Annotated in this window: 24 protein-coding genes; 13 read left to right on the plus strand and 11 right to left on the minus strand. The window is 60.9% G+C overall.

From position 1 onward, the window contains the following. Nucleotides 1-240: 240 nt before the first annotated feature. Complete coding sequence (locus CPH89_RS03745; RefSeq protein WP_053257712.1) at nucleotides 241-435, plus strand: hypothetical protein; 195 nt, start codon at nucleotides 241-243, stop codon at nucleotides 433-435. Nucleotides 436-537: 102 nt separating this feature from the next. Next, on the plus strand, nucleotides 538-1734 hold the full coding sequence (locus tag CPH89_RS03750; protein WP_053257713.1) for an MFS transporter: 1197 nt from the start codon (nucleotides 538-540) through the stop codon (nucleotides 1732-1734). Here CPH89_RS03750 and arfB read toward each other — a convergent pair. The 3 genes from arfB to CPH89_RS03765 all read right to left on the minus strand — a co-directional run bounded on the left by arfB (nucleotide 1731) and on the right by CPH89_RS03765 (nucleotide 4368). Then, nucleotides 1731-2144 carry an alternative ribosome rescue aminoacyl-tRNA hydrolase ArfB gene (gene arfB, locus CPH89_RS03755; protein WP_053257714.1) on the minus strand — a complete coding sequence of 138 codons (414 nt, stop codon included), beginning with the start codon at nucleotides 2142-2144 and terminating at the stop codon, nucleotides 1731-1733. The two genes, CPH89_RS03750 and arfB, sit on opposite strands and share 4 nt — an antisense overlap. 12 nt (nucleotides 2145-2156) lie before the next feature. After that, entirely contained in the window at nucleotides 2157-2840 is a 684-nt protein-coding gene (locus CPH89_RS03760) for a pentapeptide repeat-containing protein (RefSeq protein WP_053257715.1), read from the minus strand. A 106-nt stretch (nucleotides 2841-2946) separates the two neighbouring features. After that, the gene (locus CPH89_RS03765; protein WP_053257716.1) at nucleotides 2947-4368 is read right to left on the minus strand and encodes an amino acid permease; all 1422 of its coding nucleotides are present in this window, start codon (nucleotides 4366-4368) and stop codon (nucleotides 2947-2949) included. A 647-nt stretch (nucleotides 4369-5015) separates the two neighbouring features. Between CPH89_RS03765 and CPH89_RS30345 the strand changes: the two genes are divergently transcribed. Together CPH89_RS30345 and CPH89_RS03775 are read left to right on the plus strand one after the other, a co-directional pair. After that, complete coding sequence (locus tag CPH89_RS30345) at nucleotides 5016-5153, plus strand: hypothetical protein (protein WP_003175756.1); 138 nt, start codon at nucleotides 5016-5018, stop codon at nucleotides 5151-5153. A gap of 73 nt (nucleotides 5154-5226) precedes the next feature. Further along, nucleotides 5227-6186: a CgnE/CgnB domain-containing protein gene (locus tag CPH89_RS03775; protein WP_053257717.1), complete on the plus strand. Its 960-nt coding sequence runs from the start codon at nucleotides 5227-5229 to the stop codon at nucleotides 6184-6186. 194 nt (nucleotides 6187-6380) lie between these two features. Here CPH89_RS03775 and rluB read toward each other — a convergent pair whose 3' ends face one another. The 6 genes from rluB to CPH89_RS03805 all read right to left on the minus strand — a co-directional run bounded on the left by rluB (nucleotide 6381) and on the right by CPH89_RS03805 (nucleotide 11398). Further along, the gene (gene rluB, locus CPH89_RS03780) at nucleotides 6381-7622 is read right to left on the minus strand and encodes a 23S rRNA pseudouridine(2605) synthase RluB (protein ID WP_053257718.1); all 1242 of its coding nucleotides are present in this window, start codon (nucleotides 7620-7622) and stop codon (nucleotides 6381-6383) included. A gap of 144 nt (nucleotides 7623-7766) precedes the next feature. Beyond that, a complete protein-coding gene (locus CPH89_RS03785; RefSeq protein ID WP_005790815.1) occupies nucleotides 7767-7958 on the minus strand; it encodes a DUF1289 domain-containing protein in 192 nt (63 codons plus the stop codon). 127 nt (nucleotides 7959-8085) lie between these two features. Then, nucleotides 8086-9060, minus strand: coding sequence for an SMC-Scp complex subunit ScpB (gene scpB / locus CPH89_RS03790; protein ID WP_053257719.1), 975 nt, complete (start codon nucleotides 9058-9060; stop codon nucleotides 8086-8088). A 12-nt stretch (nucleotides 9061-9072) separates the two neighbouring features. Next, the gene (locus tag CPH89_RS03795; RefSeq protein ID WP_169875663.1) at nucleotides 9073-9771 is read right to left on the minus strand and encodes a segregation and condensation protein A; all 699 of its coding nucleotides are present in this window, start codon (nucleotides 9769-9771) and stop codon (nucleotides 9073-9075) included. A gap of 120 nt (nucleotides 9772-9891) precedes the next feature. After that, nucleotides 9892-10521, minus strand: a complete 630-nt coding sequence (locus CPH89_RS03800; protein ID WP_053257721.1) for an L-threonylcarbamoyladenylate synthase — start codon at nucleotides 10519-10521, stop codon at nucleotides 9892-9894. A gap of 13 nt (nucleotides 10522-10534) precedes the next feature. Further along, on the minus strand, nucleotides 10535-11398 hold the full coding sequence (locus tag CPH89_RS03805; RefSeq protein WP_053257722.1) for a PHP domain-containing protein: 864 nt from the start codon (nucleotides 11396-11398) through the stop codon (nucleotides 10535-10537). An 87-nt stretch (nucleotides 11399-11485) separates the two neighbouring features. Between CPH89_RS03805 and CPH89_RS03810 the strand changes: the two genes are divergently transcribed. From CPH89_RS03810 to CPH89_RS03840, 7 genes are all read left to right on the plus strand, one after another. After that, entirely contained in the window at nucleotides 11486-12082 is a 597-nt protein-coding gene (locus CPH89_RS03810) for a septation protein A (protein ID WP_053257723.1), read from the plus strand. Nucleotide 12083: 1 nt separating this feature from the next. Further along, nucleotides 12084-12383: a YciI family protein gene (locus CPH89_RS03815; protein ID WP_053257724.1), complete on the plus strand. Its 300-nt coding sequence runs from the start codon at nucleotides 12084-12086 to the stop codon at nucleotides 12381-12383. A 120-nt stretch (nucleotides 12384-12503) separates the two neighbouring features. Further along, nucleotides 12504-12911: an SH3 domain-containing protein gene (locus tag CPH89_RS03820; RefSeq protein ID WP_053257725.1), complete on the plus strand. Its 408-nt coding sequence runs from the start codon at nucleotides 12504-12506 to the stop codon at nucleotides 12909-12911. A gap of 7 nt (nucleotides 12912-12918) precedes the next feature. Further along, nucleotides 12919-13596 (plus strand): response regulator transcription factor, encoded by a 678-nt coding sequence (locus CPH89_RS03825; protein ID WP_053257726.1) that lies wholly within the window; start codon nucleotides 12919-12921, stop codon nucleotides 13594-13596. A 145-nt stretch (nucleotides 13597-13741) separates the two neighbouring features. Then, a complete protein-coding gene (locus tag CPH89_RS03830) occupies nucleotides 13742-14206 on the plus strand; it encodes an LTXXQ domain protein (protein ID WP_053257727.1) in 465 nt (154 codons plus the stop codon). A gap of 67 nt (nucleotides 14207-14273) precedes the next feature. Then, nucleotides 14274-15617, plus strand: a complete 1344-nt coding sequence (locus CPH89_RS03835; RefSeq protein WP_053257728.1) for a sensor histidine kinase — start codon at nucleotides 14274-14276, stop codon at nucleotides 15615-15617. A 40-nt stretch (nucleotides 15618-15657) separates the two neighbouring features. Continuing rightward, nucleotides 15658-17007: a CoA transferase gene (locus CPH89_RS03840; RefSeq protein ID WP_053257729.1), complete on the plus strand. Its 1350-nt coding sequence runs from the start codon at nucleotides 15658-15660 to the stop codon at nucleotides 17005-17007. A 114-nt stretch (nucleotides 17008-17121) separates the two neighbouring features. On the opposite strand, the gene CPH89_RS03845 is transcribed toward CPH89_RS03840, so the two are convergent. Both CPH89_RS03845 and arcD (CPH89_RS03850) read right to left on the minus strand, forming a co-directional pair. After that, nucleotides 17122-17985 (minus strand): DNA-3-methyladenine glycosylase family protein, encoded by an 864-nt coding sequence (locus CPH89_RS03845; protein WP_053257730.1) that lies wholly within the window; start codon nucleotides 17983-17985, stop codon nucleotides 17122-17124. Then, nucleotides 17982-19409: an arginine-ornithine antiporter gene (arcD, locus tag CPH89_RS03850; protein ID WP_053257731.1), complete on the minus strand. Its 1428-nt coding sequence runs from the start codon at nucleotides 19407-19409 to the stop codon at nucleotides 17982-17984. The genes CPH89_RS03845 and arcD (CPH89_RS03850) overlap by 4 nt, the downstream gene beginning before the upstream one ends. 447 nt (nucleotides 19410-19856) lie before the next feature. Here arcD (CPH89_RS03850) and arcD (CPH89_RS03855) point away from each other — a divergent pair, with 447 nt between their 5' ends. Together arcD (CPH89_RS03855) and arcA are read left to right on the plus strand one after the other, a co-directional pair. Continuing rightward, a complete protein-coding gene (gene arcD, locus CPH89_RS03855; protein WP_053257732.1) occupies nucleotides 19857-21284 on the plus strand; it encodes an arginine-ornithine antiporter in 1428 nt (475 codons plus the stop codon). 23 nt (nucleotides 21285-21307) lie between these two features. Further along, nucleotides 21308-22564: an arginine deiminase gene (gene arcA / locus CPH89_RS03860; RefSeq protein WP_053257733.1), complete on the plus strand. Its 1257-nt coding sequence runs from the start codon at nucleotides 21308-21310 to the stop codon at nucleotides 22562-22564. Nucleotides 22565-22618: the final 54 nt, after the last annotated feature.

Below are 22618 nucleotides of genomic sequence, written 5' to 3' on the forward strand. Positions count from 1 at the left end.
AAACAGATCTTGCGAGGAGCGACGACGATGCACGAGATACCTAATCTCCCCTTCCCAAGCCTGCACCCAACACAGCAGCCAACACCGCAGCCAACACCGCAGCAGGCCAGCAATAAACAGCCTGAGGCCAAAGAAGCAAAACCAGTCGACAGCAAACGCCAGGACTGACGCCGTACCAGACCGTGTGGAAAGCGCCCCTTCAAGCGCTTTCCACACTGCCTGAATGATGAGATACCCGCGATGACCGATGACGCCCCCACCCCCCCTGCCGATACCCCGGATGCTGCTGTGCTCGACGCTGCCTTGCAGATGATCGAAGTCTGGAACCGTCTCAGCACCGACAAACAAACCCTGCTGCTCAAACGTTTCGGCACCCAGGAAAATGCCTTGGCCGCCCTGGTGACCACGCAAATGCTCGCGCCCGCCAAATCCTGATAGCGATGAGCTGAAGTTTTTGAAGTATTGCCGCCCCGCCCGGCCCCAGCGCCGGTATCATTAGCAGCCTATCTTTACCTGCTGCGACAGTGGACCTCTCCCATGCCAGATACCCAGCGCCCCATGGCGGTCACGCTGCAAGTTGTTTCTATCGTGTTGTTCACCTTTATCGGCTACCTGAACATTGGTATTCCCCTGGCCGTTTTGCCGGGCTATGTCCATAGCCAACTGGGCTATGGCGCCGTGATTGCCGGGCTGGTGATCAGCGTGCAATACCTGGCCACGCTGCTCAGCCGCCCGTATGCCGGAAAAATCATCGATAACCTGGGCAGCAAGCGCGCGGTGCTGATCGGCCTGGTCGGTTGCGGCCTGAGTGGCGTGTTCATGTTGCTGGCGGCGTGGTTTTCCAGCTTGCCGGCCTTCAGCCTGGTCTGCCTGCTCATCGGGCGACTGGTCCTCGGCAGCGCGGAAAGCCTGGTGGGCTCGGGCGCCATCGGCTGGGGAATCGGCCGCGTCGGCGCCGCCAACACGGCCAAGGTTATCTCGTGGAACGGCATCGCCAGTTATGGCGCGCTGGCCGTCGGCGCACCGTTGGGGGTGCTGCTGGTCAGTCACTTCGGGCTGTGGAGCATGGGCGTCAGCATTATTCTGCTGGCGGTCGTCGGCGTGCTGCTGGCCTGGAACAAGGAGGCGGCACCGATCGTGGCCGGCGTGCGCCTGCCGTTCATGAACGTACTGGGCCGGGTGCTGCCCCACGGCTGTGCCTTGGCGCTGGGCTCGATCGGCTTTGGCACCATCGCCACGTTTATCACCCTGTATTACACCACCCAACATTGGGACAACGCGGTATGGGCCTTGAGCCTGTTCGGCGCGAGTTTTATCGGTGCACGCCTGCTGTTCGGCAATTTGATCAACCGTATCGGCGGCTTTCGCGTGGCGATTGCCTGCCTGTCGGTGGAGATCTTCGGCCTGCTGCTGCTGTGGCTCGCCCCTGACGCCCACCTGGCCTTGGCCGGTGCGGCGTTGAGCGGCTTTGGTTTTTCCCTGGTGTTTCCGGCGCTGGGGGTGGAGGCGGTCAACCTGGTGCCAGCCTCCAGCCGCGGTGCGGCGGTCGGGGCTTATTCACTGTTTATCGACTTGTCGCTGGGTATCACCGGCCCGCTGGCGGGAGCTGTGGCGGCAGGCTTCGGTTTTGCGTCGATCTTCCTGTTCGCCGCCCTCGCCGCCTTCGGCGGTTTGCTGCTGAGTGTGTATTTGTACCGGCAAGCACCCAGGGCCCGCGAAGCACGCGACGCTTAGAAATCCACCTTGCCGCGCCCGGCCTTGATGCTGCCGCGCTTGGTCTTGGATTCCAGGCGACGCTTTTTCGAGCCCAGGGTGGGCTTGGTCGGGCGGCGCTTTTTCTCGACCTTGGTGGCGCTGAGGATCAACTCCACCAGGCGCTCCAGCGCATCCGCGCGATTCTGTTCCTGAGTCCGGTATTGCTGGGCCTTGAGCACCAGCACGCCGTCACTGGTGATGCGGCTGTCGCGCAGCGCCAGCAGCCGCTCCTTGTAAAACTCCGGCAACGATGACGCCGGAATATCAAACCGCAGGTGCACCGCGCTCGACACCTTGTTGACGTTCTGCCCACCGGCGCCCTGGGCGCGAATGGCGGTCAGCTCGATCTCGGCATCGGGCAGGTGCACAGTGTTGGAAATTACCAGCATCACTCAAAAACCTTAGGCAACGGACAAGCCCAACTCGGACAACAACATCGACGCCTGGGCTTTGGAAATCACGGCGCCTTTGAACAGTTTGGCATCATTGAGGCGAAAGCCGCTCAAATCCGCGCCGCGCAGGTCGGCGCCCGCGAAATTGGCGCCGTTGATACGGGCGTGAGCGAGGCTGCAATCGATCAGTTCAGCCTTGCGAAAGTCTGCATCCGACAAGTCGCTGTCGGAGAAGTCCAGGTTATTCAGCACGGTTCGGGCAAACGACAGGCCGGACAAAAATGCGCTGTTGAGCCGGGTTTCGCTGAAGCTCAGCCCCAGCGAGGCACAGTGAGTGAAGTTGGCGCCAGTCAGCTTGCAGTGGGCAAAACTCGCCTGGGACAATTTGCTGCGCTGCCAGCGGGTGTTGTTCAGGTCACAGCTGCTGAACTGGGCTTCCAGCAGGTTCGCCGCTTCGAATACGGCGTGGGCCGCGCGGCAACGGGTCCATTGCGTGCCTTCCAGGCGCGAGCCAAGAAAAGAAGTCTGGACCAGCATGCAGCGTTCAAACACCCAATGGTCCAGCGCCATCCGCGACAAATCGGCGCCGCTCAAGTCGACGTCAATCAACCGCAACGGCCCACTGTGCTGGTCAATCAGGTCTTCCAGCTCGGAACGCTGCAAGGTGCCGCCGTCGATGTCAGTGTGCTGCATGGAGCCTCCGGGCAGGGGTCTAGGTAAAACCAGGCAGCGAGTCTAACCCGCCCACGCCCACCGAAAACCCGACAACGTGCCGGGTTTTCTGTTTACGGGAAACGTCCTACTCCAGAACCGTCCGCACGGTGTTCTGAACCGTTTGTGCCTTGCGCTTGTTCTTGATCCAGTAACACAGCCCCATGAACGCCACCCACACCGGGATCGCGTACACCGACACCTGAATCCCCGGAATCATCAGCATGATCACCAGGATAAACGCGACGAATGCCAGGCAGATGAAGTTACCGTAGGGGTACCACAGCGCCTTGAACAACGGCACCTGGCCGGTACGGTTCATGTGCTGGCGGAATTTGAAGTGGGAGAAGCTGATCATCGCCCAGTTGATCACCAGCGTGGCCACTACCAGGGACATCAGCAGTTCCAGCGCATGTTGCGGGATCAGGTAGTTCATCAACACCGCCACCAGCGTGATAGCCGCCGAGGCCAGGATCGAACGCACCGGCACACCGCGCTTGTCGATCTTCGCCAGCACACGAGGCGCGTCGCCCTGCTCAGCCATGCCCAACAACATGCGGCTGTTGCAGTAGGTGCCGCTGTTGTACACCGACAGTGCGGCGGTCAACACCACGAAGTTGAGGATGTGCGCGGCAGTGTTGCTGCCCAGCATCGAAAACACCTGCACGAACGGGCTGCCGCTGTAGGCATCGCCGGACGCGTTGAGGCTTGCCAGCAGGCTGTCCCACGGCGTGAGCGACAACAGCACCACCAGGGCACCGATGTAGAAAATCAGGATGCGATAGATCACCTGATTGATCGCTTTGGGGATCACGGTGCGTGGCTGGTCGGCTTCGGCGGCGGTAAAACCGAGCATTTCCAGGCCGCCGAACGAGAACATGATGATCGCCATGGCCATCACCAATCCGCCCACACCGTGCGGGAAGAACCCCCCGTGGTCCCACAGGTTGCTCACCGAGGCTTGCGGGCCGCCGCTGCCGCTGACCAGCAAATAGCTGCCCAGGGCGATCATGCCGACGATGGCCACAACCTTGATAATGGCGAACCAGAATTCGGCCTCACCGAAGACTTTGACGTTGGCCAGGTTAATCAAGTTGATCAACACGAAGAACGCCGCCGCCGACACCCACGTCGGGATCTCCGGCCACCAGTAGTGCACGTATTTGCCGACGGCCGTCAGCTCCGACATACCGACCAGAATGTACAGAATCCAGCAGTTCCAGCCCGACAGGAAGCCGGCGAAACCACCCCAGTACTTGTGGGCAAAATGGCTGAAGGAGCCGGCGACCGGCTCTTCGACGATCATTTCGCCGAGCTGGCGCATGATCATGAAGGCGATAAAGCCGCAGATGGCATAGCCCAGGATCATCGACGGTCCGGCGGATTTGAGCACCCCGGCCGAGCCCAGGAACAGGCCGGTGCCGATGGCGCCCCCGAGGGCGATCAACTGGATATGCCGATTTTTCAGGCCGCGTTTCAGCTCGCCTGAAGAGGAATGGGGTCCACTCATGAAAAGGGTCTCACGCAAGGTTTGATGATGTTGAATGCACGTTGCTGCCTTGAGTCTCGACTCAAGCAGCGCTGCTCAAACCCCAGCGCAGGCACCAGGAGTACAGCGTCTTTCTAACGGTCATGCGTCACCTGTTTGTTTTTATCTGTGACGAAATCGAACCCGTCCGGCTCGTGGCCAGGCGGAGTGATCAGGGTGGGTAAACCCCGAGGTCTTGGCCTTTTGCGTAGGTACGCAAGGGGGTCACAGTAAAACGCGGCGCATTGTACACCGCTCGACAGCTTCGGGCCGACCCCGCAAGACGCCTGTGACAATCTGTCAGGCATTCCTTACAGCCTCTTGCTCGTCAAGTTTTGCGCGGCTTTCTCGTAAATTAATCGTTACAGCACGGAAAATAAGCGTTACAGCCAAGCGCGGGCTGTCAGAAAACGGAAAAATGTCAGTCGGAAATTTACGGTTGGTTACCCGCTCCAGTCCGTTGTTTTTTCTGAAAAAAAGACAGCGCTAAAAAAACAGAAGAAAAAATCCAAATGAGACCGTGTCAATAAATATTTTGCATTCCGAAACACTCTCTCCTAGGTTCTTTCACTTGCCAGCGAAGCCCGTTGGCAAGCCGTTCTCAAACAACGTCCTCTAGGAGATACACCATGCAAGCACTGGAAAACGACCTGGAAACCGAACTGCAACTCGACGATTGGTTTGAAGCGCCGACCCATGAGGCCGCCGTTGAAATGATGCAAGCCGATGCCGTTGTGCCCTTTGGCACCGCGATGTGGCCTTTCTAACACCCGGCAGGCATCCGGCAGGTGCTGTGCACGGCACCTGCCCCCTTACCCAAGGCACAGAAGGACACCCGTCATGGACAAGGCCCGCGCCGTCGAACACTTTCTCTACTACCTCGCGCACCACCCGGCCCTCAACGGCCTGAGCCGCCCTACCGTGCTACTGGGCCATACCGAACGCTACGAGGCCATCGCCCAGGCAATCACCCACGGCAGTGCCGCCCGATTCAATTTCCAGGTGCAGCGCCTGGACCTGGCCGCCAGCGACACCCTGGCCCAGGCCATCGAAGCCTGCGACCTGTACCTGTTTCTCTACGATTCCTCGACCCTGCCCAACCCACGCGCCGAAGGCCCGGACTTTATCCGCGCCCTGCAAGGCGTGATGGCGGAGCACTGGAAGAAATCCCTGCTGTTCAAGGATTACGGCGACTACTTCTACGACACCTTCAGCGTCGAGCCGCAGCGCATTGCCGACCTCAACGCCACGCTGATCCGCCGCATGTCCCAAGCCAACGTGCTGAGCTTCACCGACAAACACGGCTCACGCCTTGAAGCGCCGATGAGCAGCATCAAGAAGTGGACCAACATCAACGGCGTCGGTAACCACGACCTGGCGCCGGGCGAAATTGCCACCCACAGCGAAGCCATCAATGGCCAGGTGCGGTTTGTCGGCACCTTCCTCAGCACCATCCCGTTTGCGCGCAAATACGGCGTGCTGCAATCACCGTTGGAACTGTGGATCGAGAATTCGACGATTTGCAGCGTGGCCAGCGACGTGCCGGGGCTGGCGGATGATTTCAACAAATACCTGAATGCCAACCCGTCCAACCGGCGCGTGGAGGAATTGGGGATTGGCACCAATGAAGGCGTGAAAGACTTGTATGCGCGCAATGCCGGCTTCGAGGAGCGCCATTGCGGCCTGCACCTGGGCTTGGGTGGCGGACAAAAGGGTAGCCATCACCTGGATCTGATCTTCGCCAGTGGCGTGTTGGCACTGGATGACAAGCCCGTGTTTGACGGGACGTTTGCGTTCTGAAAGCCGATTTCGAAATCAACGTAGATCTAAATGTGGGAGCGGGCCTGCTCGCGAATGCGGTGTATCCGCTTGCACATGCATCAACTGACACACCGTATTCGCGAGCAAGCCCGCTCCCACAGTTGATCGCATTGCAAATTCAGAGCAAAAAAAAACGCCAACCCTAAGGTTGGCGTTTTTGTGCAGCACTTACATCACTGCGGCTTCTTGCGACCAAAACCCGGGCGCTGACCGGAACCGGCCGGGGCACCACGGCGCTTGCCCGACGGCTCGTCGGCGACCAGTTTCGGGCCGGGGCGCTTGTTCGCCGCCGGCTTGGCTGGGCGCTTGGTGCTGGCGCTGTCGGCTGGGCGATCGGATGCCGGAGCACCACGGCCTTCGCCACGGTTGCTACGGCCACCGCTTGGCGCTTCGCCACGGGCTGGACGCGGAGTGCGCGGTGCACGCTCGCCTTCCTGACGCGATGGCGCGGTTGGGCGACGCTCGCCTTCGATGTGCGGCTCACGGGAGATACGACCGCCGGTGGCCGGCGCATTCAGCGCCGGGCGCAGGGTACGGGCAACGCGTTCGGTACGCGCCACAGGGCGCGACGATTTACGCTGCATACGCTCAAGCTTGTCTTTGCTCTTGGCGTTCATCTGCGGCATCGCGACCGGCGTCAGGCCAACTTCAGCGCTGAGGATGTCGACTTCGTACTGGCTCATTTCGCGCCAGCGGCCCATCGGCAGGTCGGAGTTCAAGAACACCGGGCCGAAACGCACGCGCTTCAGGCGGCTGACCACCAGGCCCTGGGATTCCCACAGGCGACGGACTTCACGGTTACGGCCTTCCATCACCACGCAGTGGTACCAGTGGTTGAAACCTTCGCCGCCGGGCGCCTGCTTGATGTCGGTGAACTTGGCCGGGCCGTCTTCAAGAACAACACCGGCTTTCAAGCGCTCGATCATCTCGTCATCGACTTCCCCACGTACACGCACCGCGTATTCACGGTCCATCTCGTAAGACGGGTGCATCAGGCGGTTGGCCAACTCACCGTCGGTGGTGAACATCAGCAAGCCGGTGGTGTTGATGTCCAGACGACCGATGTTGATCCAACGGCCTTCTTTGGGCTTGGGCATCTTGTCGAACACGGTCGGACGGCCTTCCGGGTCGTCACGGGTGCAGATCTCGCCATCGGGCTTGTTGTACATGATGACGCGGCGCACCGATTCGGCGGCCTCTTCACGCTTGATGACCTTGCCATCAATGGTGATTGCATCGTGCAGGTCGACGCGCTGGCCAAGGGTGGCTTCAACGCCGTTGACCTTGATGCGCTTCTGGGTGATCCAGGCTTCGACGTCGCGGCGCGAGCCCACGCCGATACGTGCCAGCACCTTTTGCAGTTTTTCGCCTGCTGGGCCGATTTCCTGGCTGTCGTTCTGGTCTTGGTCGTTCATCTTAAGCACCTCCCGGTGGGTCGATTCAGGCGTGGCCTGAAGAGTGTTGAAAGCGGGGCTTTGGGCGAATACCTCGCCAAAGGGTCGCGAATCATACGCGCATGGCGTGCGTTGCGCATCAGAGACTAGTCGATTAAGCCGTTGTCATTTGCTTTTCCGCCGACCGGTGGCGCCCAGCGCCAGCAAGCGCAGCTCGGCTTCGGCCAGAACCGTGCGTTTGTCGACCTTGTCGAGTTTCTTCCAGGCGCGGATCTCACGCTTGCTGCGGCCGCACCCGACGCAGATGTCATCGCTGAACTTGCAGATACTGATGCAGGGGTCTTTGGTTGAACTCATTTGAATCCTCCCAGGCAACGGGTTTTCTGTGGGAGCTGGCTCGCCTGCGATGGCGTCACCTCGGTGAAACACAAAGACCGAGTCGCCTGTATCGCAGGCAAGCCAGCTCCCACATTTTGATGCGGCGTCAGTCTTCGAACTGACGCCGCTCGGCCTCGATGGCCTCAGCCAACGCCCGGGCTTCGTCTTCCTCGTCGCTCAACGGCGGTTGTTCAAGGGCGGCGACGGCAGCCAGGAGTTTCTCACGGGCCTCAGCGACACCGAGGATGTCTTCCTCAGGCTCAGGCTCAACTTCAATGTCGACCTCAGGCCCGGGCTCAGACTCAACTTCAATGTCGACCTCAGGCACCGTTTCAACGTTCACCTGGGTTTCAGGCTCGGCAGCGCCATCACGCAGCAAGTCGTCGAAGTCGGTCTTGATGCCCTGCTCCATGTCGTCCAGTTCCAGCAATAAGGTATGGAAGCTGGTTTCGTCCTTGGGTTCCTCCGGCTCGGCCGTGGCGTCGGCGAGTTCCTGCAGGCTGGCGGGCACCGGCGCGTCGTCGAAGTCCAGCACCGGGTCCGGCTCCATCTCGCGCAGCTCAGCCAGGGGCGGCAGGTCATCGAGGTTTTTCAGGTTGAAGTGGTCGAGGAACACTTTGGTGGTGGCGAACATCGCCGGTTTACCGGGCACATCACGGTAGCCGACGATGCGGATCCACTCGCGCTCCAGCAACGTCTTGACGATATGGCTGTTGACCGCCACGCCACGCACATCCTCGATCTCGCCGCGTGTGATCGGCTGGCGATAGGCAATCAGCGCCATGGTCTCAAGCATCGCCCGCGAATAACGCTGCGGGCGTTCTTCCCACAAACGGCCGACCCACGGGGAAAACTTCTCACGGATCTGCAGGCGATAACCCGACGCCACTTCGCGCAGCTCAAAGGCACGGCCGTCGCAGGACTTGCGCAAAATCTCCAGCGCCTTCTTGAACACAGGGGGCTCGGGCCGCTCGGCCTCTTCAAAAAGTTCGAACAAGCGCTCCAGGGATTGCGGTTTACCCGAGGCCAGAAGAAAGGCTTCCAGCAACGGGGCCAGTTCGCGGGGTTCAGTCAAATTCATCGATTCAGCTCTTTATTCGGCTCGCGCCCGCACGTGGATAGCCGCAAAAGGCTCATTCTGGACCAGCTCGACCAAGGACTCCTTGACCAGTTCGAGGATCGCCATAAATGTCACCACGACCCCCAGGCGCCCCTCTTCTTTGGTAAACAGCTCAACAAACGGCACAAAGCCGCCGCCCTTGAGGCGTTCAAGCACATCACTCATGCGCTCACGGGTCGACAAGGCCTCGCGGCTGACCTGGTGGCTTTCAAACATATCGCCACGGCGCAATACCTCGGCCATCGACATCAACAACTCTTCCAGGCTCACGTCCGGCAACAGCTTGCGCGCCCGGGCTTCCGGGGCATCAAGCTTGGGCACCACCACATCACGGCCGACGCGGCTCAAGCCGTCGATGCCTTCGGCGGCGGCCTTGAAGCGTTCGTACTCCTGCAGGCGGCGGATCAGTTCGGCGCGCGGGTCGTCTTCTTCCGCTTCGATGGTTTCTGAACGCGGCAACAGCATGCGCGACTTGATCTCGGCCAGCATAGCGGCCATCACCAGGTATTCGGCGGCCAGTTCCAGGCGCACCGACTGCATCAGCTCGACATAGCCCATGTATTGGCGAGTGATTTCCGCCACCGGGATGTCGAGGATATTGATGTTCTGCTTGCGGATCAGGTACAGCAGCAAGTCCAGCGGGCCTTCGAAGGCTTCCAGGAAGACCTCCAGGGCGTCCGGCGGGATATACAAATCCAGCGGCATTTCCATGACCGCCTGGCCGTAGACCATGGCGAAGGGCAGTTCCTGCTGGGCACCGGCCTGGCTGTCGACGGTTTCCACGACCGCCATTCAGGCCTCGACCATGAAGGGCGTCGGGTCGCCACAGCCGACACGCACCACTTCCGGTTCGCCGTCAGCCAGGTTGATCACAGTGGAGGCCTTGTTGCCGCCGTAGCCGCCGTCGATGATCAGGTCGACGTGTTTTTCCAGCAGGCGCCGCATTTCGTAAGGGTCGTACAGCGGCTCGGTTTCACCGGGCAGGATCAACGACACACTCATCAACGGCTCGCCCAGCTCAGCGAGCAATGCCAGCGCAATCGGGTGCTCCGGCACCCGCAAGCCGATGGTGCGCTTCTTCGGGTGCAACAGCAGGCGCGGCACTTCGCGGGTGGCATTCAGAATAAATGTGTAAGGCCCCGGCGTGTGGGCCTTGAGCAGGCGGAACGTGCCGGTGTCGACCTTGGCGAACAGGCCCAGCTGGGACAGGTCGCTGCAGATCAACGCGAAGTTGTGGTTCTTGTCGAGGTCACGCAGGCGCCTGACCCGTTCAACCGCGCTTTTGTCGCCGATCTGGCAACCAATGGCGTAGGACGAATCCGTTGGGTAGATCACCACGCCACCGGCGCGAATAATCTCCACTGCCTGTTTAATCAGGCGCGCTTGAGGGTTTTCCGGATGAATCTGGAAGAATTGACTCACGTGTTCTACCTGTTCAGACGGTGGCAATAATGGGGTCATGCTTGAATCGCCCCCACAAGAGCGGCAGGTCGTCCGGGACGGGGCGATATTCGCCAATCTCGGACCAACCGCCTGGGCCATGAAAATCACTGCCGGCGCTGACCAGCAGACCAAATTCGCGGGCAAGAATCGCCAGGCTACCCACCTGTTCGGCGGGTTGATGGCCGTTGACCACTTCAATTGCGTGGCCGCCCGCTCCAATATAGTCGGCAATCAGCTTGCGGCGCTTGCTGCGGGTGAAATCGTAATGCCAGGGATGCGCCAGGCTGACCCAGGCTCCAGAGGCCCGCAGGGTTGCAACGGTGTCTTCCAGGGTCGGCCAGTGTTGCTTGACGTCACCCAACTTGCCGGCTCCCAGCCACTTGCGGAAGGCTTCGGCGCGATCTTTGACAAAACCTTCCCGCACCATCCAATCGGCAAAATGCGGCCGGGCCGGTGCATTACCGCTGTCGCCGAGCTCTTGCTGGATGGCGCGGGCGCCGTCCAGTGCATTGGGCATGCCTTTAAGGCCGAGCTTGCGGCTTATTTCTTCGGACCGCAGCCAACGGCCATCGTGCAATTGGGCGATGGCCTCGACCAACGGCGGGGCGCTCTGATCGAAACCGTAGCCGAGCACATGAATGGTGGCGCCGCCCCAGGTGCAGGACAATTCCACGCCATTGACCAGTTGCATGCCCAGTGCATGAGCCGCCTCGCGGGCTTCATCGAGGCCTTCGAGGGTGTCGTGGTCGGTCAACGACAGGACTCGCACGCCTTTTTCAAACGCACGCGCAACCAGTAACGCGGGCGCCAGGGCGCCGTCGGAGGCCGTGCTGTGGCAGTGCAAATCAACATTCACGGGAGTGTGTAACCTCAAGTCAGCTGGCGCTTTCGCTACCAAGGATGTTTGTTATTATGCCGCCACATCCAGCTTCTGGCTCTTACTGTGAAACAATTCATCGACTTCATCCCGCTGTTGCTGTTTTTCATCGTTTACAAACTCGACCCCAGGGTCATCGATCTCGCCGGCCATGAGCTGACAGTCGGGGGCATCTACAGTGCCACCGCCGTGTTGATCATCAGCTCTGTCGTGGTCTACGGCGCCATCTTCATATCCCAACGCAAACTCGAAAAAAGCCAATGGCTGACCCTGGTCGCCTGCCTGGTCTTCGGTAGCCTGACACTCGCCTTCCACAGCGAAACCTTCCTTAAATGGAAAGCCCCGGTGGTGAACTGGCTGTTCGCCCTGGCGTTTATCGGCAGCCATTTCATCGGTGACCGCCTGTTGATCAAGCGGATCATGGGCCACGCACTGACCCTGCCGGAACCGGTGTGGACACGTTTGAACGTAGCCTGGATCGTGTTTTTCGTGTTTTGCGGCGCCGCCAACCTGTTTGTCGCCTTTACCTTCCAGGACTACTGGGTCGACTTCAAGGTGTTCGGCAGCCTGGGCATGACCGTCTTGTTCCTGGTCGGCCAGGGTATCTACCTGTCGCGCCATCTGCATGACACCGACCCTACCACGCCAAAAACCGAGGACTGACATGCTCTACGCCATCATTGCTACCGACGTTGCCAACTCGCTGGAAAAACGCCTCTGCGTGCGCCCGGCCCACGTTGAACGCCTGAAACAGCTGCAAGCCGAAGGCCGTATCGTGCTGGCCGGCCCGCACCCGGCAGTGGACAGCAATGACCCGGGCGACGCCGGTTTTACCGGCAGCCTGATCGTCGCCGAGTTCGCGTCGCTCGCCGAGGCCCAGGCCTGGGCCAAAGCCGACCCGTATGTGGCGGCGGGCGTCTACGCTGACGTGGTGATAAAGCCGTTCAAGCAAGTCCTGCCTTAACCAACCTTTCTTGAGCCTGAGCGCGCCGAACCAATTGCGTTCGGCGCGCTCCTAATGGCTCATTATTCTCGGTAACCTGCCGACAACGTTCTGAATATTCGTGTGGAATCAGGAGTTCCGATGCGCTTACGTCAGTTGGGTTTGTTGGCAGTGTTAATGATCGGGGCAACCGCCCACGCTGAAGAGACCTCGAACACCGGCAGCTCCACGCCCCTGTCCTTGAGTGCCGGCAGCCAGATCACCGAGTTGCAGCAACGCTTGAAAGAAAGCGAACGACTGCGTGAAGAACTGAGCAAACAACTGCAAAGCGCGGATACTGCTCGTGAAAGCGCCCAACTGAGTCGCTTGCGTCAGGAGAACCAACGCCTGGCCCAGCAACTCAAAGAAACACAAGGCGGCGCCTTGAACCGATGGCTGACCGAGCAACAGCAGTGGTTTGTCACGGGCGGCGCCGTTGCACTGATCGCGTTGCTGTGCGGGATCTTCGCCAGTGGTGGGCACCGTCGCCGTCGACAATGGCTAAATTGAGTGAGTCATGAGCGAGCTGTTACTGATAGATGATGACCAGGAGCTCTGTGAGCTGCTGACCAGTTGGCTAAGCCAGGAAGGTTTCCAGGTGCGCGCTTGCCATGACGGCTTGAGCGCCCGCAAAGCCTTGGCCGACAGCGCCCCCGCGGCGGTGGTGCTCGACGTGATGCTGCCCGATGGCAGTGGCCTGGAGCTGCTCAAACAATTGCGCAGTGACCACCCGGAATTGCCCGTGCTGATGCTCTCGGCCCGTGGCGAGCCGCTGGACAGGATCCTCGGCCTGGAACTGGGCGCGGACGATTACCTGGCCAAGCCCTGCGACCCACGCGAGCTGACTGCCCGCCTGCGCGCCGTGCTGCGCCGCAGCCACCCGGCTGCCGTGTCGAGCCAGTTGGAACTGGGTGACCTGTGCTTCAGCCCGGTACGTGGCGTGGTCACCATCGATGAGCAGGAGTTTGCCCTGACTGTTTCCGAAAGCCGCCTGCTGGAAGCCTTGCTGCGCCAACCCGGCGAACCGCTGGACAAGCAGGAACTGGCGCAGATCGCCCTCGGCCGCAAGCTGACCCTTTACGATCGCAGCCTGGACATGCACGTCAGCAACCTGCGCAAGAAAATCGGCCCGCACCCGGATGGCCGGCCGCGCATCGTGGCATTGCGCAGCCGGGGCTATTACTACAGCCGCTGAAATCGGGAGCCTGTGGCTCCCGGTTTTGTCAGTTCACCCCAAACCCCTCTTTACCCAAGCTTTACCGTCCCCTGACCGCCGCTGACCTTGATCTCCGTAATCTACTCACATCCGGACTCACCGGAATAGAGACAGGAGAATCACCATGCGCAAGACCCTTATCGCTCTGATGTTCGCCGCTGCCCTGCCGACCGTTGCCATGGCCGCAATGCCAGAAGGCCCAGGCCCGATGGGCGGCCCGGAAGGCCACATGATGGGTGGCCCGGGCCACGGCGGTGAACACGGTCCGCGTGGCAAAGGCGGCCCCTTCAGCCAACTGGACCTGACCAAGGAACAGCGCGAGCAAATCGGCAAATTGATGGGTGACCAATGGCACGCCCGCAAAGACCTGGTCAAAAAGTACCTGGACAAGCTGCCGGCCGCTGACCAGAAAGCCATGCAGGATGAAATCGCCGCCGGCAAACAGAAAACCCAGGCTGACATCCGTGCCGTGCTGAAACCCGATCAACAGAAGAAATTCGACGAGATCGTCAAGAAACAGGCCGAGCGCCGTGCCGAGTGGAAGGAATTCCAGGCCTGGAAAGCGCAACAGCCGCAAAAAGCGCAATAATGCTCTAGCGTTACCTCCCCAGCCCAGTGGCCCTCGCCGCTGGGCTTTTCCTGTTTGAGGGTTTCCTGTGCGTTCATTGTTCTGGCGCATCCTGGCCAGTTTCTGGCTGGCCATCGCCTTGGTTGCCGGGTTGTCGATCCTGCTTGGGCATATGCTCAACCAGGATGCCTGGATTCTCAGCCGCCACCCCGGCCTCAACAACCTGGCCGAAGAGTGGACCCAACTCTACGAAGCGCAAGGCGAAGACGCCGCCCAGGACTTGCTGCAACAGCGCAAGCGCCAGTATCACATCGACGTGCAAGTGCTGAATGAAAGCGGCGAGCCGGTAGTGCGTGGCACCTTCCCGAAGCGCGCTGCCGCCTTCGAAGCTCGGCAGAATGACAGCAAGGACGGCCACCTGCCCTGGCGCCGGCTGACCGCCGAGTACACCAGTGAAAAAACCGGCGACACCTACCTGCTGATCTACCGCATCCCGCACCCGGAACTCGACGAATGGCACCGCAACAGCCTGACCTGGCCGTTGAGCGCGCTGGCAATTGCGCTGGTGGTGCTGACGCTCTTCAGTTTGCTGGTGACACTGTCCATTACCCGCCCGCTCAGCCGACTGCGCGGCGCGGTGCATGACCTTGGCCAGGCCACCTACCAGCAAAACAGCCTGGCGCGGCTGGCTAACCGGCGCGATGAGTTCGGCGTACTGGCCACTGACTTCAACCGCATGGGCGCGCGCCTGCAAAGCCTGATCGGCAGCCAGCGTCAGTTGCTGCGGGACGTGTCCCACGAACTGCGCTCGCCCCTGGCCCGCTTGCGCATCGCCCTGGCCCTGGCCGAGCGCGCCAGCCCCGAAGAACGCGAAAAACTCTGGCCACGCCTGACCCGCGAATGCGACCGCCTGGAAGCGCTGATCAGCGAAATTCTGGTATTGGCCCGCGTCGATGCCGACAACGCCAGTGCCGAAGAGGTGGACCTCAACCCCCTGCTCAAAACCCTGCAAAAGGACGCCCAGCTCGGTGCGCCCGACCAGGTGGTGCAGCTGTCGGCCGACAACGAGCTGCACCTCAAGGGCTGGCCAACCATGATCGAACGCGCAGTGGATAACTTGCTGCGCAACGCCCAACGTTTCAACCCGCCGGGCCAGCCGATTGAGTTGAAGGCCCAACGCCAGGGCGAGCGCATTCTGATCAGCGTGCGCGACCATGGCCAAGGCGTGGACGCCGAACACCTGAGCCAACTGGGCGAACCGTTCTACCGCGCGCCCGGCCAGACGACCCAAGGCCACGGCCTGGGCCTGGCGATTGCCCGTCGTGCGGCAGAGCGCCATGGTGGCAGCCTGATACTGGCCAATCACCCCGACGGCGGGTTTATCGCCAGCATCGACCTGCCGCTGGTGCCCGGGGTTGTCACACCCGTGTGAGGATCTTCTATAGTGGCCCTTCTCTTACGGAGGGCCTTTGATGACTGACCTGCTGACTCCCATCCAAGCCGCACTCGATTTACCGCACGTCGCGCTGACCTTCACCGAAGCCGGCGCCCTGCCCTCGACGTTCGCCGTGACCGAACTGGCCTGCGCCAGCCTCGGTGCCGCCGGCCAAGCCGTTGCCCAACTTATCCAGCAACAGACTGGGCGCTTGCCCAGCGTCAGCGTGGACCGACGCCTCGCTTCCTTCTGGTTCTCGTCGTCGATTCGCCCGGAGGGTTGGCAACTGCCACCGCTTTGGGACCCCGTGGCCGGCGACTATGCCTGCGCCGATGGCTGGATTCGTCTACACACCAATGCGCCCCATCACCGTGCCGCCGCCGAGCGCGTGCTGGGCAAGGTCAATGACCGCGCCGAGATGGCCAACCATGTCGCGCCGTGGAACGCGGCAGTACTGGAACAGGCGATTGTCGATGAAGGCGGCTGCGCAGCGCAGATGCGTTCGTGGCAGGCCTGGCAGACTCATCCGCAGGGGCTCGCGGTCAATGCAGAGGACCTGGTGCAGCGCCGGACCTTCGACGCCACGGCCGACAAACCCTGGCTCGGCTCCGTGGCGCGGCCGTTGGCCGGCATCAAGGTGCTGGACCTGACCCGCGTACTGGCGGGCCCCGTGGCCAGTCGTTTCCTCGCCGGCCTTGGCGCCAATGTGCTGCGCATCGACTCACCCAGCTGGAACGAGCCGGGCGTGGTGCCGGAAATGACCCTGGGCAAACGCTGCGCTCGCCTTGACTTGAAACGCCCCGCAGACCGGCAGATTTTCGAACGCCTGCTCAAAGAGGCCGACATCCTCTTCCACGGCTACCGCGCCGATGCCCTGGAGCAGCTCGGCTACTGCGCCGATGACCTGCAAACCCTCGCGCCCGGTTTGATCGACGTGAGCCTCAATGCCTACGGCTGGAGCGGCCCGTGGCGTAATCGTCGCGGCTTCGACAGCCTGGTACAGATGAGCAGCGGGATTGCCGACGCGGGCATGGCCTGGAAACACGCGGATATACCGGTGCCGCTGCCGTTGCAGGCGCTGGATCACGCCACCGGGTACTTGATGGCGGCCAGTGCGATTCAGGCGTTGAGCGAGCGGCTGAAATCCGGGCGTGGCGGTTCGGCACGGTTGTCGTTGGCGCGCACCGCGAAGTTGTTGGTGGAAGCCGGCCAAGTGCCGGAGCAACCGGGGTTGCGGGCTGAAGAAGCGGGTGATCAGGGCGTGGTGGTGGAGCAAACGGCCTGGGGCCAGGCCCATCGTTTGCTGGCGCCGGTGACCATCAGTGGCACACCGTTACAGTGGGACCTGCCGGCGGGGGAATTGGGCTCGCACCGGCCGCAGTGGTGATTTGAAAAGCGCTTTCGCGAACAAGCCCGCTCTCACATTTTGACCGTAGTCCAATGGGTGTACGCAGTCAGTGTGGGAGCGGGCTTGCTCGCGAACAGGCCCTGGCGGCCACCCTCAATCCGCCCGACTCAACGACGTCCACAAATGCTGCGCGGCATACGCCCTTAACGGCCGCCACGCCTCAGCCCGCGCCAACAACGCGCGCGCGGTGACCGGCCCACCTTCCAACGCCGCCAGCGCATTGATCAACCCGATATCCCCCGAGGCAAACGCGTCCGGCTCGCGCAACTGGCGCATGGCGATGTACTGCGCGGTCCAGTCGCCGATTCCCGGCAACGCCACCAGCCGCGTCACGCCCTCCTTGAGGCTGGCTTTGGGGGCAAATAACTGCGGGTCATCCAATAAAGCCTGGGCCACACCCGACAAGGTGCGCCCGCGGGCCTTGGGCATGCCCAACGTCGCCAGGTCCGCCGCTGCCAACACGTCAGGCGTTGGGAACACATGGGTGATACCGGCGTGTGGCGTGTGCAGCGGCTGGCCATACTGCGCCACCAATTTACCTGCCAGACGGATTGCCGCTACCACGCTGATCTGTTGGCCCAGCACCGCGCGAATCGCCAGTTCAAGGCCGTCCCACGCCCCTGGAACCCGCAGGCCAGGACGGCCAGCCACCAGCTGCGCCATCAACGGGTCGGTGGCCAGTTGCGCCTGGATCAACTGCGGCTGGGCATCCACATCGAACATCGCCCTCAAGCGCCGCTCAATCTCGGCAAGCGCGGCGGTGTCAGGAAACTCGACGTCGACTTCCAGCCAATCGCCGACGCCCGGCGCCACACTGATCCAGCCATGGGAACCCGCAACACTGATGCTGCGCCGATACACCCCGGCCTCGACGATCTCCAACCCGCGGATTGCCCGCCAGGATAAAAAGCCCACCATCGCCGCCCAATCATAGGGAGGCTGATACGCCAGTCTCACAACGACAACACCCCGCTGTACAGCCCATACGCCGCCAGCCCAGCGCCCGCGACCACGCAGCTGAAAATGCCTTTTTCCATGTGGGTAAACAAGGGCTGGCCCTGCTCGCGCTTGGCCAGGGCAAATAGAATCACTCCGGGCGCGTACAGCAGTGCTGAAAGCAGCAGGTACTTCAAGCCTCCGGCGTACAGCAGCCATACCGCGTAACCAAGGGCAATCAGGCTGACCAGCACATCCTTGCAGCGCTGGCGCGGTGCGCCGTCATAGGTTTCGCCGCGCCCACTCAACAGCAGCGCGTAGGCCGCCGACCACAGGTAGGGCACCAGAATCATCGACGAGGCCAGGTAGATGAGGTTGGTGTAAGTGCTCTGGGAGAACAGCGTGATGACCAGGAACGCCTGGATCATCAGATTGGTCAGCCACAGCGCGTTGACCGGCACCTGGTTGGCATTTTCCTTTTTCAGAAAGGCCGGCATGGTGTTGTCATGGGCCGTGGCGTAAAGAATTTCTGCGCACAGCAGCGCCCACGACAGCAAAGCCCCCACCAACGACACCGCCAGGCCGATGCTGATCGCCACCGCGCCCCACGGACCGACGATGTGTTCCAGCACACCTGCCAGGGATGGGTTCTGCAATTGCGCCAGTTCCGGTTGGCTCATGACCCCCAACGACAGCACATTGACCAGCATCAGCAGCGCCAGCACCCCAAGGAACCCGATCACCGTGGCGCGGCCGACATCCGAGCGCTTCTCGGCCCGCGCCGAATACACGCTGGCACCCTCAATGCCGATGAATACGAACACGGTGACCAGCATCATGTTGCGCACCTGATCGACCACGCTGCCGAACTGCGGGTTGCCCAGGCCCCAGATATCGCGGGTGAAGATATCGGCCTTGAATGCCACGACCGCAATCACGATAAACATCAGCAGCGGCACGATTTTCGCCACGGTGGTGATCTGGTTGATGAACGCTGCCTCCTTGATGCCGCGCAACACCAGAAAATGCACGGCCCAGAGCAACAGCGAGGCGCAGCCGATGGCGACCGGCGTATTGCCCTGGCCAAACATCGGGAAAAAATAGCCGAGGGTGCTGAACAGCAGCACAAAGTAACCGACGTTGCCCATCCACGCGCTGATCCAGTAGCCCCAGGCGGATGAGAAGCCCATGTAGTCGCCAAACCCGGCTTTGGCATAGGCATACACGCCGGCATCCAGTTCGGGTTTGCGATTGGCCAGGGTCTGGAACACAAAGGCCAGGGTCAGCATGCCGACGGCGGTGATCACCCAGCCGATCAACACGGCGCCGACTCCCGCGCGCTCGGCCATGTTTTGTGGCAAGGAGAAAATCCCCCCACCGATCATCGAGCCCACCACCAGGGCGATCAGCGCGCTGAGGCGGAGTTTCTCGACCGATTCAGACATCACAACTCCTACACAAATAATAAATTGAGCGAACAACCGTGTACTCAACTAATTAATTCAGCGAGTGCAGCGTTTATTTAAGACGGCAATAAAACTCCCAGGCTCATAACATAACGGCATGACAGTTTGTAAAGTTTAGGTTTATTTAAAATTTAAACACGCCGACCTTTGGCCTGCCATTTAGCGCGTTTTCCGGCATTAAGTGGAAAAGTTTGCACATTCTGCAAAACGGACTAGCTTCAAACGTCCACGCCATGGGCCAAATCATTATTCATAACAGAGAGACCGCTCTAGAAAGCGTCTTTCCGAGCATACACCTGCTCAGGCGTTTCCTCCTTAAGTCATTAATTCACAATGGAATGTGCCAATGACGTGATCTAAGTCAGCTGTTTGATCAGCGCACAGATTTATTCTGTGGTCTCTCTTCTCCTGCATTGGAGTCACGCAATGTCTGACACTCCCGGAAAACTCCGATTAGGCGCACTGGTCGCACTGGTCGTGGGCTCAATGATTGGTGGCGGAATTTTCTCTCTGCCGCAAAACATGGCGGCCAGTGCCGATGTCGGCGCGGTGTTGATCGGCTGGGTAATTACCGCCATCGGCATGCTGACCCTCGCGTTCGTGTTCCAGACCCTGGCCAATCGCAAGCCTGACCTCGACGGCGGGGTGTATGCCTATGCCAAGGCCGGTTTCGGCGACTACATGGGTTTCTCGTCCGCCTGGGGCTACTGGATCAGCGCCTGGCTGGGCAACGTCGGTTACTTCGTGTTGCTGTTCAGCACCCTCGGTTACTTCTTCCCGATCTTCGGTGAAGGCAATACCCCGGCAGCCGTGATTGGCGCCTCGGTGTTGTTGTGGGCCGTGCACTTTCTGGTACTGCGCGGCATCAAGGAAGCGGCGTTCATCAACCTGGTGACCACCGTCGCCAAAGTGGTGCCGCTGGTGCTGTTCGTGTTGATCGCTGTGTTCGCGTTCAAGCTGGACATTTTCACCGCCGACATCTGGGGCCTGAAAAACCCGGACCTGGGCAGCGTGATGAACCAGGTGCGCAACATGATGCTGGTCACCGTGTGGGTGTTCATTGGCATTGAAGGCGCGAGCATCTTCTCGGCGCGAGCCGAAAAACGCACCGACGTCGGCAAGGCCACCGTGATCGGTTTTATCACCGTGCTGCTGTTCCTGATGCTGGTGAACGTACTGTCCCTGGGGATCATGACCCAACCGGAACTGGCCAAGCTGCAGAACCCGTCGATGGCCGCCGTGCTGGAGCATGTGGTGGGCCACTGGGGCGCGGTGCTGATCAGCGTCGGCCTGGTGATTTCCCTGCTGGGTGCCCTGCTGTCGTGGGTGCTGCTGTGTGCGGAAATCATGTTCGCCGCCGCCAAAGACCACACCATGCCGGCCTTCCTGCGTAAGGAAAACGCCAACCATGTGCCGGCCAACGCCCTGTGGCTGACCAACGCCATGGTGCAGATTTTCCTGGTGATCACGCTGTTTTCCGCCAGCACCTACCTGTCACTGATCTACCTCGCCACCTCAATGATCCTGGTGCCTTACCTGTGGTCGGCGGCGTACGCCCTGCTGCTGGCAGTACGCGGCGAGACTTACGAAAACGCCCTGCGCGAACGCAAGAAAGACCTGTTCATCGGCGCTATCGCGTTGATCTACGCGGTCTGGCTGCTCTACGCCGGTGGCACCAAGTACCTGCTGCTTTCTGCCCTGCTGTATGCCCCCGGCGTGATCCTGTTCGCCAAGGCCAAGCATGAGCTGGGCAAACCGATTTTCACCAACGTCGAGAAGCTGATATTCGCCGCGGTAGTCGTTGGCGCCCTGGTGGCAGCCTACGGGCTCTACGCCGGCTTCCTGACACTGTAATTGTTCTCACTGGAGGATCTGTAATGACCACGGAAAAAGTGAAGTACGGCGTACATTCCGAAGCCGGCAAACTGCGTAAAGTCATGGTGTGCTCCCCAGGTTTGGCCCACCAGCGGCTGACCCCCAACAACTGCGATGAACTGCTGTTCGATGACGTGCTGTGGGTCGCCCAGGCCAAGCGCGACCATTTCGACTTCGTCACCAAAATGCGCGAGCGGGACATTGATGTGCTGGAAATGCACAACCTGCTGACCGATATCGTCACCATTCCCGAAGCGCTGGACTGGATCCTTGAACGCAAGATCACCGCAAATACAGTTGGCCTGGGTTTGATCGATGAAGTCAGCGCCTGGCTGCGCAGCCTGGAGCCGCGCAAAATCAGCGAATTCCTGATTGGTGGCGTGTCGGCCGATGACCTGCCAAACAGCTTCGGTGGCAAGACCATCGAGATGTTCCGCGACTTTCTCGGCCACGCAAGCTTCATTCTGCCGCCGCTGCCGAACACGCAGTTCACCCGCGACACGACCTGCTGGATCTACGGCGGCGTAACGCTGAACCCGATGTACTGGCCGGCGCGACGCCAGGAAACCCTGCTGGCCTCCGCCATCTACAAATTCCACCCTGAGTTCACCAACGCAGACTTCCAGATCTGGTACGGCGACCCCGATCAGGAACACGGTGCCGCCACGCTGGAAGGCGGCGACGTCATGCCGATTGGCAATGGTGTCGTGCTGATCGGCATGGGTGAACGTTCGTCCCACCAGGCGATTGGCCAACTGGCGCGTAACCTGTTCAAAAACAACGCCGTGGAACGCGTGATCGTTGCCGGCCTGCCGAAATCCCGCGCTGCCATGCACCTGGACACCGTGTTCAGCTTCTGCGACCGCGACCTGGTCACCATCTTCCCCGAAGTGGTCAACCAGATCATTCCCTTCACCCTGCGCCCCGATGACAGCAAGCCGCACGGCATCGATATCCAACGGGAGAAAACCAACTTCCTCGAAACCGTCGCCGCAGCGCTCAACCTCAAGGCGCTGCGTGTGGTCGAGACCGGCGGCAACAGCTTCGCCGCCGAGCGCGAGCAGTGGGATGACGGCAACAACGTGGTGGCCCTGGAGCCTGGCGTGGTGATCGGTTACGACCGCAACACCTACACCAACACCCTGTTGCGCAAGGCCGGTGTGGAAGTCATCACCATCAGCGCCGGTGAACTCGGCCGCGGCCGTGGCGGCGGCCACTGCATGACCTGCCCGATCATCCGCGACCCCATCGACTATTGATTTTTTGGCCTTGGCCGCTGCTTATCCAGCAGCGGCCAGGGGGATAACCGAAAC

The organism is Pseudomonas fluorescens (genome assembly GCF_900215245.1).
GTDB classification, from domain to species: Bacteria; Pseudomonadota; Gammaproteobacteria; order Pseudomonadales; family Pseudomonadaceae; genus Aquipseudomonas; species Aquipseudomonas fluorescens.